19 protein-coding genes and 1 pseudogene are annotated in these 19,600 nt (G+C 49.1%); 13 read left to right on the forward strand and 7 right to left on the reverse strand.

All coding sequences use genetic code 11. The features are described 5' to 3' along the window. The 12 genes and pseudogenes from B157_RS39185 to B157_RS0130440 all read left to right on the forward strand — a co-directional run. Window positions 1-283, forward strand: a pseudogene (locus B157_RS39185) (IS701 family transposase); the annotation flags it as partial. 109 nt (window positions 284-392) lie between these two features. Beyond that, a complete protein-coding gene (locus B157_RS0130390) occupies window positions 393-914 on the forward strand; it encodes a DinB family protein (RefSeq protein ID WP_020607072.1) in 522 nt (173 codons plus the stop codon). Between the two features lie 103 nt (window positions 915-1,017). Continuing rightward, window positions 1,018-3,276 carry a S9 family peptidase gene (locus tag B157_RS0130395; RefSeq protein WP_020607073.1) on the forward strand — a complete coding sequence of 753 codons (2,259 nt, stop codon included), beginning with the start codon at window positions 1,018-1,020 and terminating at the stop codon, window positions 3,274-3,276. Between the two features lie 98 nt (window positions 3,277-3,374). Next, a complete protein-coding gene (locus B157_RS0130400; protein WP_020607074.1) occupies window positions 3,375-4,037 on the forward strand; it encodes a hypothetical protein in 663 nt (220 codons plus the stop codon). Between the two features lie 94 nt (window positions 4,038-4,131). Further along, window positions 4,132-4,812, forward strand: a complete 681-nt coding sequence (locus tag B157_RS0130405; protein WP_020607075.1) for an NUDIX hydrolase — start codon at window positions 4,132-4,134, stop codon at window positions 4,810-4,812. A 106-nt stretch (window positions 4,813-4,918) separates the two neighbouring features. Further along, complete coding sequence (locus B157_RS0130410) at window positions 4,919-5,353, forward strand: nucleoside deaminase (protein WP_020607076.1); 435 nt, start codon at window positions 4,919-4,921, stop codon at window positions 5,351-5,353. A gap of 67 nt (window positions 5,354-5,420) precedes the next feature. Continuing rightward, complete coding sequence (locus tag B157_RS0130415) at window positions 5,421-6,248, forward strand: hypothetical protein (protein WP_020607077.1); 828 nt, start codon at window positions 5,421-5,423, stop codon at window positions 6,246-6,248. A gap of 58 nt (window positions 6,249-6,306) precedes the next feature. Then, window positions 6,307-7,278: a polyprenyl synthetase family protein gene (locus B157_RS0130420; protein ID WP_020607078.1), complete on the forward strand. Its 972-nt coding sequence runs from the start codon at window positions 6,307-6,309 to the stop codon at window positions 7,276-7,278. A gap of 83 nt (window positions 7,279-7,361) precedes the next feature. After that, entirely contained in the window at window positions 7,362-7,982 is a 621-nt protein-coding gene (locus tag B157_RS0130425; protein WP_020607079.1) for a rhomboid family intramembrane serine protease, read from the forward strand. A gap of 5 nt (window positions 7,983-7,987) precedes the next feature. Next, window positions 7,988-8,896 carry a LytR/AlgR family response regulator transcription factor gene (locus B157_RS0130430; RefSeq protein ID WP_020607080.1) on the forward strand — a complete coding sequence of 303 codons (909 nt, stop codon included), beginning with the start codon at window positions 7,988-7,990 and terminating at the stop codon, window positions 8,894-8,896. A gap of 136 nt (window positions 8,897-9,032) precedes the next feature. Continuing rightward, window positions 9,033-9,722, forward strand: a complete 690-nt coding sequence (locus B157_RS0130435) for a DUF2306 domain-containing protein (RefSeq protein WP_041952360.1) — start codon at window positions 9,033-9,035, stop codon at window positions 9,720-9,722. 57 nt (window positions 9,723-9,779) lie between these two features. Beyond that, window positions 9,780-10,628: a carboxypeptidase-like regulatory domain-containing protein gene (locus tag B157_RS0130440; protein ID WP_020607082.1), complete on the forward strand. Its 849-nt coding sequence runs from the start codon at window positions 9,780-9,782 to the stop codon at window positions 10,626-10,628. Between the two features lie 8 nt (window positions 10,629-10,636). Here the strand turns inward: B157_RS0130440 and B157_RS0130445 are convergent, their stop codons facing one another. The 6 genes from B157_RS0130445 to gldB form a co-directional block, all read right to left on the reverse strand. Next, complete coding sequence (locus tag B157_RS0130445) at window positions 10,637-11,335, reverse strand: SGNH/GDSL hydrolase family protein (protein WP_026309074.1); 699 nt, start codon at window positions 11,333-11,335, stop codon at window positions 10,637-10,639. Between the two features lie 83 nt (window positions 11,336-11,418). Beyond that, a protein-coding gene (prfB, locus tag B157_RS0130450; RefSeq protein ID WP_157618645.1) for a peptide chain release factor 2 occupies window positions 11,419-12,496 on the reverse strand; the annotation gives its coding sequence in 2 pieces (ribosomal slippage) (window positions 11,419-12,435 and window positions 12,437-12,496; 1,077 coding nt in all). Window positions 12,497-12,668: 172 nt separating this feature from the next. Next, window positions 12,669-14,474 carry a MutS-related protein gene (locus tag B157_RS0130455; RefSeq protein ID WP_020607085.1) on the reverse strand — a complete coding sequence of 602 codons (1,806 nt, stop codon included), beginning with the start codon at window positions 14,472-14,474 and terminating at the stop codon, window positions 12,669-12,671. Between the two features lie 71 nt (window positions 14,475-14,545). Beyond that, entirely contained in the window at window positions 14,546-14,962 is a 417-nt protein-coding gene (locus B157_RS0130460) for a Fur family transcriptional regulator (protein ID WP_020607086.1), read from the reverse strand. 44 nt (window positions 14,963-15,006) lie between these two features. Continuing rightward, complete coding sequence (locus B157_RS0130465) at window positions 15,007-16,821, reverse strand: ABC transporter ATP-binding protein (RefSeq protein ID WP_020607087.1); 1,815 nt, start codon at window positions 16,819-16,821, stop codon at window positions 15,007-15,009. An 84-nt stretch (window positions 16,822-16,905) separates the two neighbouring features. After that, window positions 16,906-17,880 (reverse strand): gliding motility lipoprotein GldB, encoded by a 975-nt coding sequence (gldB, locus tag B157_RS0130470; protein WP_020607088.1) that lies wholly within the window; start codon window positions 17,878-17,880, stop codon window positions 16,906-16,908. A gap of 39 nt (window positions 17,881-17,919) precedes the next feature. On the opposite strand from gldB, the gene B157_RS0130475 reads away from it, so the two are divergent. Then, on the forward strand, window positions 17,920-18,819 hold the full coding sequence (locus tag B157_RS0130475) for a porin family protein (protein ID WP_020607089.1): 900 nt from the start codon (window positions 17,920-17,922) through the stop codon (window positions 18,817-18,819). 19 nt (window positions 18,820-18,838) lie between these two features. On the opposite strand, the gene hisF is transcribed toward B157_RS0130475, so the two are convergent. Further along, window positions 18,839-19,594 (reverse strand): imidazole glycerol phosphate synthase subunit HisF, encoded by a 756-nt coding sequence (gene hisF / locus B157_RS0130480; RefSeq protein WP_020607090.1) that lies wholly within the window; start codon window positions 19,592-19,594, stop codon window positions 18,839-18,841. Window positions 19,595-19,600: the final 6 nt, after the last annotated feature.

A 19,600-nucleotide genomic window follows, 5' to 3' on the forward strand; every position in this document is an offset into this window, starting at 1 on the left:
CATCCAAACGCAGTATGCCCGCCGTTGGAAGGTCGAGGAATTTCACAAATCCATCAAGTCGAACACGGGCTACGGGGCATCCCCGGCGCACACGGTTCGTAGTCAAAGCAACCATTTGTTTTTGGTGATGCTGGCCTTTGTTAAGTGGGAAGCCTTACGGCTGTCCACATCAAAAAATCATTTTGCTTTAAAGAAATTGCTGACGCTAAATGCAACTAAGTTGGCTTTGCAGGAACTCAACAGCCTCAAAAGTCAATCTACTCTATTGGCCAAGGCTGCGTAACATCAGTTATAGATTCAAGAAGCACTCTTATAGCCAATACGCTTGAGCACTACAATGCTTGACGTAAAATCATAGACTACAAAACGACTATCTTAAACCGTATGTACTTATGACCAAGTCCGAAATTCCAGTTATGCCGCAGTTTTTCGACCGATACATCAATCAGGTTGATAACGTATTCCTCATGGATGCGTTGCGGCAAACGCCCACCTTCGATCAGTATATTCCCGCATCAACTCTCGAAGCCATCGGCGACCTTCGGTACGCGCCCAATAAGTGGATGGTGAAAGATATTTTACAGCACGTTATCGATACCGAGCGGATACTGTCGTACCGGGCACTGCGCTTTGCCCGGAATGATAAAACAGAATTGCCCGGTTACGATGAAGAGATGTTTGGCCAAACGGCCTACGCTACCCGCCGGACAATCTCCGATTTATACGCCGAGTTTGCTGCTGTACGGCAGTCGAGTATTCTTCTTTTTGATAGCTTCGATAATGAGATGCTACTACGGACGGGCGTTTGTTTCCATCAGAACATTTCCGTACTGGCACTGGGCTTTGTACTGGTTGGCCATGCCCGCCACCATGCCAAAATTATTCGTGAACGTTACCTGCCGCTGCTTTCGTAGCAGCAGATCCTGGGCGGCCACGTCCGGGATAGACTAAAACATACACCTGGGCGTATTCCGCTCCAGCGTACCGATCCAATATACTGCATCACCAGATTAATTCATGCTGAAAAATCTCCTTCTTCTTACAGTCTTTACGGCGCAAACAGTTTGCGCCCAGACAAAGTCAAAAGTTACTGTTACCGACCTGACCCGGATTAAACAGGTCAGCGGTATTGAACTGGCTCCCGACGGGCAACGCGCCCTGTACACACTCACGACTATTGAGGCTACTAACCCTGACAAAAAACCAGATAGCCAGCCCGATGATTACGAATACAAAACCCACATCTACCTGACTGGGCTAAAACCCAACGATACCAGAGCATTAACGCACGGCGCGGAATCGGCCCGGCAGCCAACCTGGTCACCAGATGGGAAGCGGATCGCGTTTGTCAGAACAGTGAAAGGCAAAAGCCAGGTATTTATTATGCCATTGGAAGGGGGCGAAGCCTGGCAACTGACCCACATCGAGTACGGTGCTTCTGGCCCGCTTTGGTCGCCGGATGGAAAGCGGATCGCGTTTTCGAGTACTGTAACGATGGCGCAGATGATGACGGATTCCCTGTTGAATCCCGGAAAAAGAGGCCCATCCTGGTCGCTGGAAAAACCAGGCTTCACCAGTAATGATTTTATTAAACCCGACAAAAAAATAAAACCCAATCCCGATGGCTCATTGGCCGAAATCCGGGCGTATCTGGCGAAAGACGTTATTGACAAAAAGGCAAAAGTCATCAATCGGCTCAACTTACAGGGCGAAGCGACGACCGAACCAGACCCGTCGTTTACGCATTTGTACAGTATCGACGTACCCGAGAATGCTGCAATCCCGGCCACTCCTAAACCTCTCACCCGTGGGTATGAGTCTTTTGTAGCGTCTGCCTGGCTTCCTAACGGGCAGGGCTTGCTGGCCGTAACAGACCGCGATTCGCTTACTCACCCCGACCGGGAGCAGGATAGTGCCATTGAGTTTATTCCCTCGGATGGTTCCGGGAAACGAACGATAGTACTGGGAGGAGCGGATAAAAGCTATGGGTCACCCGAAGTTTCTCCCGACGGCAAACAGCTCGTCTTTTTCGTTAGCCCTTCATCCGGTGTTAATTATCCCCAGATTAACTTAGCTACCCTCAATGGCTCCACTATATCGAACATAACCCCGGTTACGTTTGACCGGGCCGCAGGAAATTTCACCTGGGCAACCGTTCCGGTGGCTACGAAAAGTAAAAAAGCAACAACGAATTACGTCGTGTATTTTACAGCCTCATCAAACGGCGGCATTCCGCTCTATCGACTTGACCCAGTTACCCGTCAGATTACGCAGTTGACCGACATTGAGAGCGGTATCACAAATTTCGACGTGCAGGGTAATCGACTTGTTTTTGCCAAAACGGAAGTTGCCAACCCATCGGAACTGTACCAGGCCGACGTTTCGGGAGCCAATGGCGCTGTTAGTACCCAGACAAAATTGAGTAATCACAACGACTGGGTAGCGCAACGGCAGCTAAGTTTTCCAACAAAACGTACCTACAAAAACTCCATTGGTCAAACGATTGACTACTGGATTATGAAACCCGCATTTTTCGACGCGTCGAAAAAATATCCGCTGCTCCTTAATATGCACGGTGGTCCAACAGCCATGTGGGGACCAGGCGAACCATCCATGTGGCACGAATTTCAGTACATGTGCAGTCAGGATTACGGTATTGTCTATGCCAATCCGCGTGGGTCGGGTGGGTACGGCATCAATTTCCAGCGGGCCAATATGAAGGACTGGGGTACCGGCCCAACGGAAGATGTACTGGCCGCAACAACCGATGCAGCTAAGGAAGCCTGGGTCGATACCAGCCGACAGGTTATTACGGGTGGGTCGTATGCGGGGTATCTCACAGCCTGGATCGTCGGGCACGATAACCGATTCAAGGCGGCTTTTGCCCAACGGGGCGTATATGACCTGACTACGTTTATGGGCGAAGCCAATGCCTGGCGGTTGGTGCCAAATTATTTTGGTGGGTATCCGTGGCAACCCGAAGCCAAAAAGGTGCTGGACAGCAACTCGCCTTATACGTTTGTTGAAAATATCCATACACCCCTGCTCATCAAGCACGGCGAAAATGACCTTCGAACGGGTGTATCGCAGAGCGAAATGTTGTACAAAAGCCTGAAGATACTGGGCCGCCCGGTTGAGTACGTCCGTATGCCTGGTGCTACGCACGAACTAAGCCGGTCGGGCGATGTTCGGCAGCGTATAGACCGGTTGCTACGTATTTATGAGTTCTTCGAGCGCTACATCGGCCCCGACGCGCAGGGGCTGACACAGAAATAACGGGGTGAGTTTTGGGCATTTACCGGATACTCAATTTAGCAGGGTATCGAACGGGTAAATTGGGTTTATTTGTCTAAAAATAAACCCACGGCAAGCTCATGAACAAAAATCACTTATTAATCACACTGTTCCTGGCCGCTACCAGTACCTTCGGGCAGATTGCAAACGACAACACGTTAAAAGCACAAATTGACGGAAAGGAGTTTACAACCCAACCCCGCAGGGTGCGTATTGGCCAATTCTGGTGGATAACTGCCAACACCATTAAGCCCGACAAATCGCTCCGTATATGGCTGGGCAATTATGCCAATCGGGACATCGTTGAACCCGGCACTTACCTGGTCGTGGATGCCGACAAGCCCGATACGAAAGAAAACAGAAAGCGGTATGAGGACATGGCAGGTAAATACAAAGGTATTGCCGCGATCAAATACGTAGAAGAAACCCGCGAACCCCGGATGGAATACCACGTTGGAAAATCAACGAATGCAAGCGAAGCCATAGAGGTTCAACTGGGAGCTGACGGATTCCTGGAGGCAACCTTCAATACAACACTGGCAGGTAGTTACTGGAAAGAGAAGGCTACAGCTACGGTTTTTGGTGGAATGGGGCGGCTCATGAACAAAATGGAAGATAAAGTCATCACCAAAGCCTCAGGCTACGATTCCGATATCGACCCCGAAGGGAACGGCTACAAAAAGCAGTCTAAAGAAGATAAGATTGTTATTTCTGACGGAATGGTGAGACTGAAAATGAAGTGAGCAGACCCTTACAATCGTTCCGCGAATTACCTTTACGTCATCAGTCAGGCATTTGGCCATCTGATGACGTTTTTGTTTCTACGACACTGACCGTATGAGTAAGCAACAGGAAGCTCTTGAGGATGCCCACAAATTTCGCTACTGGAAAAGTCAGGCGGAAGCCAATGGCTTGAAAATTAATAGTATCAAAGACTTTTACATTCGGCGCAGATACAACGGCGAAGTACTTTTTGCCATGCTGGAAGTCGATGCTGACACGCCCGAAGGTGACAAAATCCCGCCCGCCCTGTTTCTAAAGGGCCACGCAGCGAGTATGCTGGTTTGCCTGATCGATAAGGCTACCCGTGAGAAATTTGTGGTGCTGGTCAAGCAACGCCGTATCGCCGATGGTTCTCAAACCTACGAACATCCGGCCGGGATGGTAGATGCCAGCGATGCGCCCGATGATGTGGCCGCCCGTGAAATTGGGGAAGAAATTGGACTGGTGGTCACCACGAATGAGTTAACCAGGCTGAACCCTCACGTCTGGTTTCCAAGCACCGGCACAAGTGACGAGGGCATGCACTTTTTCTTCATCGAGCGCGAAATGACCCGTGACGAGATTATGGCGTTTCACCTTAAAAACATGGGCAATCAATCCGAATATGAGCGTATTACCAGTGTAGTATCCACGCTACCGGAAGCGCACAAGCTGGTTACGAACGTGAATGGGCTACTACTTCATTTCCTGTACCTGAAACACATCGGCGATTACGAGACGATGAAGTTGTTATGAAACAGATTTTCGGCAATTAGTTTATGACTTTTGGTGAATTGTCATAATGATTCTACCTGCATCGACCACCATAAACGGAATACTGTGAACCACAAACTATAAATATATGGATGAATTTATGCAAGAGGCCATTGACCAGGCCCGTAAAAGTTTAAGCGAGGGAGGTATTCCAATTGGTTCTGCCCTGATTAAGAACGGAAAATTAGTAGCGTCCGGTCATAACAAACGGGTGCAGGAAGACAACCCAATCCTACACGGCGAAATGGACTGCCTTAATAACGCCGGGCGCGTTGGCTCATTTCGGGATACCGTCATTTACTCGACACTGATGCCGTGCTACATGTGCGCCGGAACCATAGTACAGTTCAAAATCCCTAAAGTGATTGTCGGCGAATCCCGAACATTTGCCGGAGCGCGGGCTTTCATGGAAGAACACGGTGTAGAAGTAATCGATCTCGATTTGCCGGAGTGTGTCGAGATGATGAATCAGTTCATCGCCGAAAAGCCAGCCATCTGGAATGAGGACATTGGCGAGTTGTAATTGAGGGACTTACGTTACTATTCGGGCACAATACCGTCATAGGGTCAGCACCGTATCCACTAGTCCTTTGTCTTTTTCTCGCTTCCTCCTCCTCCTCATCCTGACCGGTCTTGTCGTTCCTTTTTCGGGGGTAGCACAACGGTCTGAAATCTGGCGCGAAAAGCCCGGAACCTGGCTGCTTAATGGCGTGGTCGGGCTAACCCATTACACGGGCGACTTGAGTGAGTTGGGTAATCTTGGTCATCTACAGGTAGGGGTAGCCGTTAATGTGGCCGCAGCTTATCGGGTTTCACACCAGCTCTCGTACCGGTTCGAAGCACAGCTTTATTACATATACGCTCATCAGAAATACACTCGAAATTACTACAATAACCTATCGTTCAGAAGCCTGAATCCTGATGTGTGGGCGGGTGTACAAGTTGATTTCTGGCGGGTCGATGACCGCTATCGAGCTGTTATCCCGTATGCGATAGCGGGTGTTGGCATTACTTATATGACTCCTAAAGCCCTGTATTATGGGCAAACATATAGCCTGGCTCCGCTCCAAACCGAAGGCATTCACTATAAGCGTCTGGCCGGTATCATTCGTTATGGCCTGGGATTGCCGTTGCTCGCTTCCGAACGGTTCAAATTTCATCTGGAAGGCACATATACGCATGTGTTGAGTGATTATCTGGACGATGTCAGCACTGTGTACCCAGATCGAAGCAACTTTGGCTCGCTGGCTGCGTCGTTGTCTGACCGGCGGGCGGAATTGATTACGATACCTAATCAACCCGGAGAACAACGGGGCAATACGGGCAGGAATGATGGATATTTCATTCTGACCGGCCGTCTGGTTTTTATCATTATTACCCCCGGTCAGCGCAGTTACCGCCGTCAGATTGGGCGTTAGGCTTTTGGGGGCTTTTACCGTATTTTTGGCCTAAAACCAGGCAGTAATGCTTAGCCGAATGAGTCCAGCTATTTTTGTTGATGCCCTTCAAAACGAACTTCAGTCTATTGCGTATGGGCAGTTCCCTGCCGAACTCTACGATCCAATCCGATACATTATGAGTCTTGGCGGTAAGCGTATGCGTCCATTAATGACGCTTATGGCTACCTATCTGTTCACGGATGATTGGCAAAAAGCAGTTCGTCCGGCTTTGGCGGTTGAAGTGTTTCATAACTTCACGCTCATGCACGACGATATTATGGACCAGGCTCCACTACGTCGTAATCAGCCAACGGTTCACGAAAAATGGAATGGCAATGTGGCTATCCTGTCGGGCGATGTGATGCTGGTCAATGCTTACCAACTGTTGTTAACTATTGACGCCGACAAATTAAAGCCAGCCCTGGAACGGTTTAGCCGGACAGCCGCCGAGGTTTGCGAAGGCCAGCAGATGGACATGAATTTCGAGACCCGATGGGACGTCACCGAAGAGGAATACATCGATATGATTCGCCTGAAAACTTCCGTTCTGCTGGGCTACGCACTCGAACTGGGAGGCTTAATCGCGGGTGCAGACGAAATCACCCGTCAGCATCTATACGAAGGTGGATTAAACATTGGTATTGGTTTTCAGTTGAAAGACGATTTACTGGATGTGTATGGCGACCCTGCCAAGTTTGGCAAGCAGGTTGGGGGCGACATCATCGCTAACAAAAAAACGTTCCTTCTCATTGAGGCTCTTCAACAGGCCCAGGGTTCAGTTAGGGAAGAATTGACTAAATGGCTAACAAAAACGACATTCGACAAAGCCGAGAAAGTGCAGGCTATAACGGGAATTTACGACCAACTAGGCATTCGTCAGCTTACCGAGTCCCGCATTACTGATTACTTTGACCTTGGATTTACCAATTTCGACCAGGTTGATGCTGCCCCTAACCGGAAAAAATTATTGATTCAATTTGCCCGGCAATTAGTTGAACGGGAAAGCTGATTAAAGACGCAGGATAGAGACGATACAGTTACACATCTTATCCACCGTACATTATATAGCTGATACCCTATATCATACATCAAATGAGCGTTACCCTTATCATTATCGTCGTTACAGCCATTGTCAGTATCATGGCCTGGAATAATTACAGTCTGATGAATCGCTGGATTATGAATCCCTATCAGGTGGCAAACCGGGGGCAGTATTACCGGCTGATAACATCAGGCTTTCTGCACGCCGATTGGGGTCATTTGATTTTCAATATGCTTAGCCTGTACTTCTTCGGGGGGTTTATCGAACAGGTTTTCGGCTTATTGTTTGGTCTAATGGCACCCCTTTACGTAATTGGCTTCTATCTGGCAGCGATTCTGGTTTCGGATATTCCAACCTTTCTAAAACACCGCAATAACCCCGGCTATAACTCACTAGGCGCATCGGGGGGCGTATCGGCCATTATTTTTGCCGGTATATTGTTCCGCCCGTTAACAGATATCTGTCTTTACTTCGCGTTTTGTATCCCCGGTTTTATTTTTGGCGTATTATACCTGGGCTACTCCTACTACGAGTCCCGACGGGGAGCGGGCAATATCAACCACGATGCTCACTTTTATGGAGCACTATTCGGCGTTCTATTTATGATTGTGGTGTACCCTCCTATCCTACCTAACTTCTTTGAGCAAATTTCAGGCTGGCGATTATTCTAGGTATTATGCGTATACCCGAGCTATTCAGGCAACCCTATCCCTCAACTGAATCGCCCGTTCGGGAACTGCGGCAGGCGGCCATAATAGGACTATTCGTTGGCTTATTCCTACTGGTTTTTCAACCCTTTGGTCTGAGTATGTGGCAAACGCCTGACAAGCCACTGAAAATACTCGGCTTTGGGCTGGTTACGTTCGTCATTACAGCTTACAACTTTACGGTTTGGCCAAAACTATTTCCCCGGCAATTTGTTGACGAACGCTGGAACATTGGGCGGCAAATTATGCTCATAACGGGCAATATCTTGCTGATTGCGATTGGCAACCGACTTTATCTGGAGTGGATGCTTGACCAGGAAGGATACACGGATTACATCAGTTGGTTAGAAATGATCCTGGTTACCTTTCTTCTTGGGTTATTCCCCACAACTGGGGCCGTTATGTTCAATTACATCCGTAAGCTTAAGATGTACAGTCAGTCAGCGGCTGGCTTTCCCATGTACCCACCAACCCCGGCAGGGCCAACAAATGGTACAGAAACTGTCTCTTTATCCCCTCCCGTACAGGTAGAAACTCCGTTAACCCTGATTTCGGATAATGAAAGGGATATAGTAACACTAGACGCTGCTCAGTTGCTCTATATTGAATCGAGCGATAACTATTGCACCGTTGTCTATCAGAAAGAGAACCAGCTAGTAAAGCCGCTTCTTCGTAGCAGCCTGAGTCGGATGGAAGGACAGATTAACCTCCCGCGTATTGTACGCTGCCATCGGTCGTATGTGGTCAACCTCGACCGGGTTGAGCGGGTTACGGGCAATGCGCAGGGCTACCGGCTACACTTGGCCAACGGTATGCTACAGATACCCGTTTCACGGCAATATAATGCCACCCTGGTAGCGGAGTTGAAAGCCTTGTAAAATAGCCCACCGTTCGTCCCTGGCCCCATTTTTCATTGTCAAACGTCCCTGAATTTGCTGTTCACCCCTTTATCGGGTAACAAGCGAAACCGTCGCCGTAGGTTTGTTTCATCGAAAGAAAAACAAAAAAACGGTCATGAAAACGCTCATTTTATCACTCCTCATTACACACATCGCAACTGGTTTTACGGCCCTGGTGGTTGGCCTTATTCCCATGATTTTTGAGAAGGGAGGCCGACTACACAAACGTGCCGGACTGATTTATGTGTACTGTATGATTATCGTGGCGGTAACAGCTCTGCTCTTGTGCGGATTGCAGCCGTTCAAGATGCTAAGGCTATTCCTGACGGGCATTGCCGTGTTCAGTTTTTATCTATGCATGACCGGCTGGCGGGCTACGAAACAAAAGAAATCCGGACCAACGAGAGCGGATAAGGCATTGACATTCGTAACGCTGTTTGTTAGTCTGGCGATGATCGGGTTTGGCGTTTATTTGTTAGCCATAAACGGCGCATCGTTCCTGCCAATCGTATTTACCTTTTTCGGCGTATTAACCCTGGTATTTGCCGGGCGGGATATTCAGTTCATGACCAAACCTACCGAAAAGATGCATTGGTTCTTTCAGCACTTCACCCGTATGGGAGGTTCTTACATTGCTACGTTTACGGCGGCCTTAGTCACCAATATTGGTCGGGTTCTGCCCGCTACCGCTCCCGAGTGGACGTACACGATGAGCTGGATAATTCCAAGTGTTGTTGGTGGTATGCTCATTGGCCGGACAGTCCGGTATTACCGGCAGAAGTTTAATCAGAGAGCGGTAGCATAAAACGTACCAGGCAAGACGCCTGAAAGCGATCGTGTTCTTTTCCAACCAACAACTGCTATGAAGATTATATCCTTCTTTCTGTTTTTTCTGACTTTCACTGTACAATCGGTCCTGGCTGATAGCCCCACGATGATAACCGGACGACTCGTGGATACCAGTCAACAGCCTGTTTTGTACGCCAGTATCGGAATAGTGAATACACCAGTGGGTACAATAGCAGACGATCAGGGCCGCTTTACGCTATACATTACAGATAAAGTGGAAGATACCGACACAGTTGTGATTAGTCTGATTGGCTATCACACGGTGGCGCTTACGGTGGCGCAACTCGCGGCCAGAACATCGGGTAACCCGCAGATAGTCATGATGGGAATGGTCCGTGAGTTGAACGAGGTCCGGGTTGATGCCCGCAACAGCCGGGTCAAAACATTGGGCAAAACGGGATACAAAACATCAATGGTCACCAACTTTGCCTTGAGCGAACTACCCCGGCAAAATTTAGGGTCCGAAATAGGCCGGAAGTTCAACGTATCAAGCGGTACGAACTGGCTGGAGTCATTCCATTTTTACATGATCACCAATTATGATAGTGTTATGTTTCGGCTGAATGTATACCAGGCAAAAACGATGCAGAACCTGCTAACTAAAAATGTATACATCAGGGTAGCAGGAAAATCGCGCCAATGGGTATCGGTCGACTTGCGGCCTTACCAGCTTATGGTGTCTGATGATGTAGTGGTTTCAGTACAGTGGATAGATAGTATTGGGAAGGGAACTGCGTTGCAAATGCCCCTTCAACTACCTGCAACAGCCACTCACTACTATCGGTATGGGAGTCAGGACAGGTGGAAAAGGTTTCGGGGTATGACCACATCCATGAATTTAACCTTCATCCATAGTCGCTGATAGCCAATTTACAGAGTCAATAACTTTTTCGCTACTGGCAGAGCCATTTCGGCCCACTTCTGCATCTGCTTACCCGAATAGTGCAGCCCATCGCTGGCAAACTGAGAATCATCGCCAGCAGCGGCCCGGGTTGCGGGTGTAATGTCGACAAAAGCAATACCGGCCTTCTGGCATTCATCCTTCGCGATGGCGTTGAACTGGTCAATCTGCAGCCCAATCTGCGTTTTATCCTGTGTAGATGCGTAAGGCGAGCGCCCCCAATCGGGTGTAGACAGCACAAAAACGTGGTCGGCTTTACCATTAGCGAAGTTGACCGCCGTTTGGAGCAATGACTTAAACTCGGTTCGATAGCGGTCCTGACTCTGACCCCGGTATTGATTATTGACCCCAATCATCAACGAAACCAAGGTGTATTTTTTTTGATTGCCGCTGCTATTAATCGCGTCCTGTAGCTCGGCGGTAGTCCAGCCCGTGCGGGCAATGATGTCCGGATCGGCCACGTCCAGCCCCTGATTACGTAGCATCCCCGCCAATTGAACACTCCAGCGGTCGGAAGCCGATACACTTTCGCCAATGGTGTAGGAATCACCCAGCGACAGGAAGGAATACTTGGACGCGCTGGCGTTGGGATTGACAACCATGTTCTGTTCGGTTGTGGACTTTGAACAGGAAAATAAAAACGTGACGATGAAAAGAATAAGTCTCATAGTATTTTGAGTAGCTATAGGGTTATGTACGTCCGGACTTTTTTCCTGGATTGCGCTAACGCTACAGCTACTCAAACCGGGCTTTATTCCTGCTCCAGTAAAAATGCTTTAATGAATGGGTCAATGTCGCCATCCAGCACAGCATCGGTATTAGACGTCTGATAGCCGGTTCGATGGTCTTTGACGCGCCGGTCGTCCAATACATAGGAACGAATCTGGGAGCCCCATTCTATTTTCTGCTTACCCGCTTCTACTTCGTCGCGGGCGGCATTACGTTTCTGCACCTCAATTTCATAGAGTTTGGATTTCAGTAGTCGCATCGCCACCTCCTTGTTCATCAACTGACTCCGCTCCTGCTGACACTCAATGACCAGCCCCGAAGGTTCGTGGTGCAACCGTACAGCCGTTTCCACTTTGTTTACGTTCTGGCCACCCGCGCCACCCGACCGGAACGTATCCCAGCGAATATCGGCAGGGTTGACGTCAATCTGAATAGTATCATCAACCAGGGGATACGCAAATACGGAAGCAAAGGACGTATGCCGACGGGCATTGGAATCGAAAGGCGAAATACGAACCAAGCGATGGACGCCATTCTCCGATTTCAGGAATCCGTAAGCCAATGCGCCATCTACTTCAATAGTAGCCGATTTGATACCAGCAGTGTCCCCTTCCTGGTAATCGACTTGTTTTAGCTTGTAACCGTGTTTCTCGGCCCAGCGCATGTACATCCGGTAGAGCATGTCGGCCCAGTCCTGGCTTTCGGTACCACCGGCTCCGGCGTTTATTTCCAGCACTGCACTGAGTTGGTCTTCCTCATTACCGAGCATTTTCTTAAGTTCGAGGTCGTCGAGCGTTTCCGAAACTTTTAGGCCCTCCTCATCAACCTCTTCTTCGCTTACCTCTCCGCCTTCGTAAAACTCAAACAGCGTTTCGAGGTCGCCGAATTGGCCGTTCAGTTTTTCGTACCCGTAAGTCCAGCCTTTCAGGACGCGCACCTGCTTCATTACGCCTTCGGCGCGGGCGGCATCGGTCCAGAATTCGGGTTGGAATGTCTGTTGTTCGAGTTCGGCTAACTGTTCTTTTTTGGTATCGTAGTCAAAGATACCTCCTTAGGGCCTCTACTCTGGCTCTCAAGTCGGTCAACTGGTCGGTTGTCATGAACTTGTCGTACTTAATGAAAAATGAAAGAGCAAAAGAATAAAGGCCTTCAGCTCCTGTAAGGATACAAAGATAGAACAAAAGGCGCGAAGGGATTTATTTCGAAAGATTACGAGGTTGTTCCCCTTTGTTTGTATATATATCCTGGCTGGATTTTGGCAAAGGTCGGGCTTTACTTTTGTACTTCGCCCATCTCAATACCAATGGCCTGCATCAACTGGCTGGCGTTGAAACTCTCGCAGATTCCATCGCGAAGCTTATAGTCAAACACAAGTTCCCCGTTGTTGAGGTCGGACTGGAAATGGAAATTCCGCACGAAACCGTCAGCATCTGTAAGTTGACCTAACTCGAGGTCATGGGTCGACACGAAGCCGGCAGCGGTGGTCTGGTGCATTTGCCGAATCAGGGCTTCGGCTCCCCGGTGCCGGTCGGCGGAATTGGTTCCTTTTAAGATTTCGTCCAAGAAATACAGAACCGGGATTGCCTTTGGCTGTTTTGTCAGGCCAATAAGGGTTTGCAGCCGTTTGAGTTCGGCGTAGAACGAGGAGGTACTTTCTTCCAGCGAATCCTGCGTGCGCATACTGGTAAATACGTGCACGGGCGAACACCAGAACCGTTCGGCACTCACAACCGCCCCCGCCAGAGCCAACACTACATTGGCGCCAACAGTCCGCAAAAAGGTACTCTTCCCCGACATATTGGAGCCGGTTATCAAAACCGTTTGCCCATTACCCGTAAACGTCAGCGAATTTCCGATGGAGCGGTCTGGTGCCAGCAATGGGTGAGCAGCTTGTACAAAATCAAGCGTCAGAGCATCGTCAACGATATCGGGCGTGGCATAGGCTGGGTGGGCGTAGGAAAAACCGGCCAGGCTATTGAGTGCTTCCAGTTCGCCCAGTGCGTCAAACCAGCCGCTAATGTCAGCACCGTATTTATTACGCCAGTCTTCAAGCCGCAATAAATAATGAACATCCCAAAGGGTAGCAACGCCGAATAACAGATAGAAATACGGATTTCGTCGGTAATTCAACCCTTCTGTCAACCGGGAAAGCTGACCGATTATGGTTGATGCGGAATGAGAACCAGCCGTTAATGCCTGACGAATAGCCTGTATTCGAACGCTATCACCTGCTACCCGTTCTGCCTGTTGAAATAAGTCTTGAAATGCCTTCAGCGCTGTTGATATGTCTACCGTTTGTTCGCTAACCTCTCCGGCACGCGCCGATAATCGACTAAGCACCAGACCATGAATCGCCAGCCCGAACAATACGCCTGAACCGGGCAGATAACCCAGCAGCCAGGCAACAAATAAGCTCAGTGTAATGGCAGGAAACAGAAACCGGATAATTTTCAGGTAGCCTGGCAGTGGCTCAGCCTCGGCCGTTGCCCACTTGACCAGGGCATCCGGCGAGCGATTGACCGTTTCTTTCAGATAAGCCAGTGCTTCTATCTCCTGCCGCCAGTTAAGCTCCGGTTTCAGTTCGGTCACCGCTTCCTGACGAAGGCGAATGGTATCTGGATTAGCGGGTGCATTGAGCCAGGTAGCCAGCCGATATTGCCCTTCGTGTGTATGGGTTCGGTTCAGGAGTCGGAAGAGGGAGTGCTTACCAAATACGTCCAGATCACCCGTGTAACTGTGCGTTGGGCTGGCGTATTGCTCCCCCGTTTCGGGACGCAGGTACTGCCGTTTAAGTCTTGATGCTTCGTCCTGATTGATAAACGCCAGGTGGTGATTGAAATCCCGCTCCCGTTTAACCTGCTGATGTTTCTTTAACAGTATCAAAAACCCCGTTATACCCACCAACAGAGCGGCAACGGCAGCAAGCTGCTGGTCGATCTGGATAAGAAGCCAGATAACCAGTACGCTACCGATGAACCAGACAAGCCGCCAGAATGCCAGTCGATTATGTTTTTTCTGGGCAACCCGTTCGGCATGGCTAAATTGCTGTTGACGCTGGAGGAATATAGTTTCGGGCATACAATACGGTCGGTTTACCAGAGTAGTAGTAACCGGGAATTACAGTCTATAAATAGCAGGATTTTTACCCATTACTGATTACACCCCTGACAAACCCCCTGAATCAGCAGATTCGTTTCTTTCCGATCGTACCCTTTAGGTAGGGTAATAACCGGAATAACAACATCATCCAGGCAAGTCGTTTGACCACAAGCTTCGCACTTAAAATGGATGTGGTCGTGGTGATGGTGGCCATCCGCGCAGGTTTCCCGGCAAAGGGCATATTTTGTCCCCCCTTCATCGTCCAGCACTTTGTGCAGTAACCCTTTGTCCAGAAATGTTCGCAATGTACGGTAAATGGTTACCCGGTCATGAGCGGGGCCGAGACCATTTTCAACATCGTGGTGTGCCAAAGCACGACCAGCGTTCAGAAACAAATCAAGCACTTCCTCACGCCCGTTGGTGTGGCGCAGGTTGAATTGTTTCAGCGTTTTAGAAGCAATGGTCATGGTCTTTAACGTTCGTTATTCGGCGTTTGTCGTTGAAAAACCAACTACAAGCTATTCTCTGTCGTTTCAAACTGTAGCTTCACCAGGTTTGCGTAAATTCCATCTTCCTGCAAAGCGAGTTCGTCGTGGGTACCAGATTCGGCAATCTGTCCTTCGTTTATGACATAAATTCGATCTACTTTGCGGATAGTTGCCAGGCGGTGGGCAATAATAATCGTCGTTCGGTTCTTCATCAGTTCGTCCAGAGCTTCCTGCACCAACCGTTCCGACTCGGCATCGAGCGAACTCGTTGCTTCGTCCAGAATCAGAATAGCCGGGTCTTTCAGGATAGCCCGGGCAATAGCGATTCGCTGCCGTTGACCGCCCGACAGTTTAACGCCCCGTTCACCCACAATGGTTTGTAAACCTTCGGGAAACGAGTCAATAAACTGAAGCGCATTCGCTTTACGGGCTGCCTCACGTATTTCGGTTTCTGAAGCCCCGGCCTTACCGTACTGGATATTTTCCATTATCGTACCACCAAAAAGCATGACCTCCTGGGGCACTACAGCAATGTTCTTCCGTAGCTCCGTAACGTTAAAGCCGGCCAAATCGCGACCATCAACAGTAATCTTTCCGCTACCTACCGAGTAATACCGCATCAGCAGTTGAACAATCGTGGATTTACCAGCTCCACTCTGCCCAACCAACGCAATTTTACGACCAGAAGCTACGGAAAGCGAGATGCCTTTCAGCACAGTTATATCGGGACGGGATGGGTAGGAGAACTGGACATTCGTAAACTCAACGTTGCCCTGAACGGGTACAAACAGAGGAACCTCTTCGGTAGCGTTCACTTCCGAATGCTCTTCCAGAATTTCCAGAATTCGTTCCGATGAACCAATCGTTTTCTGCAACTGAGCGTACAAATCGCCCATTCCGGCCACAGAGCCCCCAATGAACGTGGTGTATACAATAAACGTCAGCAAGTCGGCAAAGGGCATTTCATTCGACAGTACCAATGAACCGCCGTACCAGACAACACCGATAATGCCGCCGAAAAGGGCAAAAATGATGAACGAAACAAACACACCCCGGAACTTGGCGGCATGCAGTGCTGTATCGACAACCAGTTGCAGGGCCGAGCCATAACGATTTATTTCCAGCTTCTCGTTGGTAAAGGCTTTCACCACGTTGACCGATTGTAGTGTTTCCTCAACGATGATGTTTGCCTGAGCCAATAAATCCTGCGCCTTTTTTGACAGACTGCGGATGAACCGGCCAAAGATCATGGCGGCAACAATGATGATCGGAAAGGTAGCCAGCATAAACAGCGTCAGCTTCCAGGAAACATAAAAAATGATGGCCGTACCAATCGTGAGCGTCCCTATCTGCCGAAACAGTTCGGCCACCGTTAGAGTCAATACATCCTGCAACTGTGAAATGTCGGACGAAATACGGCTGGTCAATTCGCCAACTCGCCGTTGTTCGAAAAACGGAATGGGGAGTGTGATGATTTTACTATACGTTGACCGGCGCACATCGGCCATCGCCCGCTCACTTACCTGAGAAAAGAAGTAAATACGGAAGAAGGAAAAAATAGCCTGCGCTATCAGGACGCCGACAAAAAACAGCGTTACCTGATTGAGCGTAAAAGCCGATTTCCCCTGAATAACGCTGGTAATCTGACCAATGAGTAAACCAAAACTCATGGTTGTACCCGTCGACAGAATCAGGAACAAAAACCCAACAATGTATTGAGTCCGGTACGGTTTTACGAACCGGAATATGCTCAGTGCTTTCTTTACTCCCTCGCTGCTTAGTTTCTTTTTATCTTCCGGATTGGCTTCTTCACCAAAACTTCGTCCTCGTTTTGCCATAGTTACTGGTAGTTGGTAAACGGTCTGTAATCAGGGAATCCATTGCACTATGCTTTTAGCTGTCCATACCCCATTACAAACCAATCATTCTTTTTGTCCTTTATAGCCTGACTGTTCAAAAATCTGCCGGGCATCGGCGTTTCGCATCAGTTCGGCAATGCTCACACCGGGGTGTTCATCATGGTATTTTCCGACAATTCGCCACCCCAGCCAGCGACCGATAGCCCCGGGAGCAGCCTGACCGATTTCGGCGGTAAACGGCCTTTCGTTCAAATATCGCTGTTTTATAGCCGGATTCGTCTGATACAACAACTGATTATCAATAAAATATGCCCAAACAACGTCCTGGGCATTAAACGTTTGGGTCAGTTGCTTGTCTGAGTAACCGATGATTAAACTATCTGGTACCTCAGGCAACATGTTTTTGGTAAATACATACCCTTTGCCATAATAAATCATATCGGCCAGCATGGTTTGGTCGGTACGGTTGGTGGCATTGTATTTATCTGAAATGGCAAAAACAATGGCCGGAACGATGTAATCTTTAGCGTAACGGCGTAATATGTATTGTGGGTATTCTGGCCCCTGTGGGCGATATTTCGCCTTCGGACCGGCAAAGTAATCGAGCCCAATTACGATAAGGCTATCCGTAACGACCAGATCAGGTCCCATAAAGCCTGTTACAACGGTAACAACGTTAGGGGAATTAAAGTCAGGAAAGTCTTTTTTGATGTTGGAAAAAGCTCCGGCCAGTTCTGCACGCAGGTCGGCCATGTCGCCAAACTGGTTCTGCACCTGCTGGTTAAAAGTAAGGAGATCTGGATTGGAAGCCCGGTTAGTCAATTCGTGGACCAGCGCTGTATCATTTCCGGCACCGTTCGCGTTAAAATACAATTGAGCAACGGCCGGATACTGATTTAGCAGCGCCCGAATACTATCGGGCGACTTACTGGAAGAGAGTTGCTTATCGAGCCGAACAAACGCTATATCTTCGCTCTTCTGACACGAAGCGAACAGAAACAGACAAAAAATCCCCGCCAGGGCTGCGCGTAGGTGCATGAAATGGGGTTGTTTTCAATATAGAAAACGTGCAAAATTATGAAAAAAGTTGCAGGGTTAGGGCTGATTTTGGTTCTCTGGGTTGGTAGCCCCGGTTGGGCACAAACGGCTTCGAACGCATTATACAAGTTACGGACGAAAGAATCCAGCGTAACGGAAAAGCGATTCCGCAAAATTCTGGGTGACAACTACGACGGTCAGGACCAGAACAGGCGGGACTACGAAGATGATAGAAAGGGCCGTAAACGCAAAAAAGACCAGCGAGCCAATGACCAGGCGGAGAATAACGGGTACGGTTCCGGCCCTGATTATGCCTGGCCAACGCACCTCATTGAGATGAGCATCCGTTTCGCTCCTTCGCTCGACCTGAATACGGCCGAAGGCAAAGGGGCGTATGCCGGTTTTCAGAATAATGGACCCGGGGTTCGAATGAGTGTTGGCCCTACACTGGATTACTTTTTCTTTAAAAACCGCTATGCGTTCAGTAGCGGCCTTTGGTACACCATAAAGCGGTCTGGCTTTCAGATGCCCGGCACATTCGGTCAGGCTCGCTGGAATCCGGGTGTCCCCGAAAAAGAATCTGTATACAATTTACAGTACCTGCAAATTCCGGCTACGGTGAAACTGTTCGCCAATAACATCGCGCCTAACATTCGCCTATACGTGCAAACCGGTGGTTTGTTCAGCATTAAGTTGGCGGAGAAAGCACTGGATCAGGCCCGGAATGGCCTCTACACAGCTGAAAACGGCACAAGCAGGCAATATGGTTTTGGCGATATTGAGTTGCTGCTTGGCACGGGCATTCAGTACAAAATTAACCAGAACAATGCGGTCAACATCGGTATGAGTTACCAGCGCGGATTGATAAACATAGCTCGTGGCAATGATCTGATTTCTAAAAGCCGTATTGTTTCGATGGAGCTAGGGTTCCGGTTTTGATGGTCATTCATACGCTATGTCACAGCCGCATTTCTACCCCCTGCTCCTTCAGATAGCGCTTTAAAACGGGAATGTCGATTTCTTTGAAGTGAAAGATGCTGGCTGCCAACCCTGCATCTGCTTTGCCGGTAGTGAACACGTCGACAAAGTGCTCCATTGACCCGGCTCCACCCGATGCGATAACGGGAATATTAGCCGCGCCTGAAATTTGAGCAGTCAAGTCAAGGGCAAAACCGGCTTTGGTACCATCCGTATCCATTGATGTCAGCAGTAGTTCGCCAGATCCCCGTTCCTCAACTTCTTTAGCCCAGGCAATTGTCCGTAATTCCGTTGGTCGACGACCGCCATGCGTGTGAACAATGTGCTCACCATTCACATACCGCGTATCAATGGCTACCACAATGCATTGGCTACCAAATTCCAGTGCCAGTTCGTTCACCAGATCGGGATTGCGAACGGCGGAGGAGTTGATCGAAATTTTATCGGCTCCCGCGTTGAGCAGTGCCGATACATCGGCAATGGACGAAATACCACCACCCACCGTAAACGGAATATTAATAGTATGTGCCACATTCCGTACCAGTTCAATCAGCGTCTTCCGTTCGTCGACGGTTGCGGTGATATCCAGAAAAACCAATTCATCGGCACCCTGCTCGGCATAAATAGCAGCCAGGGCGACGGGGTCACCGGCGTCGCGAAGATTAATAAAGTTAGTCCCTTTCACAGTACGTCCGTCTTTAATATCAAGGCAGGGAATGATGCGTTTTGTGAGCATTTCTAC

The organism is Spirosoma spitsbergense DSM 19989, assembly GCF_000374085.1.
Classification (GTDB): domain Bacteria; phylum Bacteroidota; class Bacteroidia; order Cytophagales; family Spirosomataceae; genus Spirosoma; species Spirosoma spitsbergense.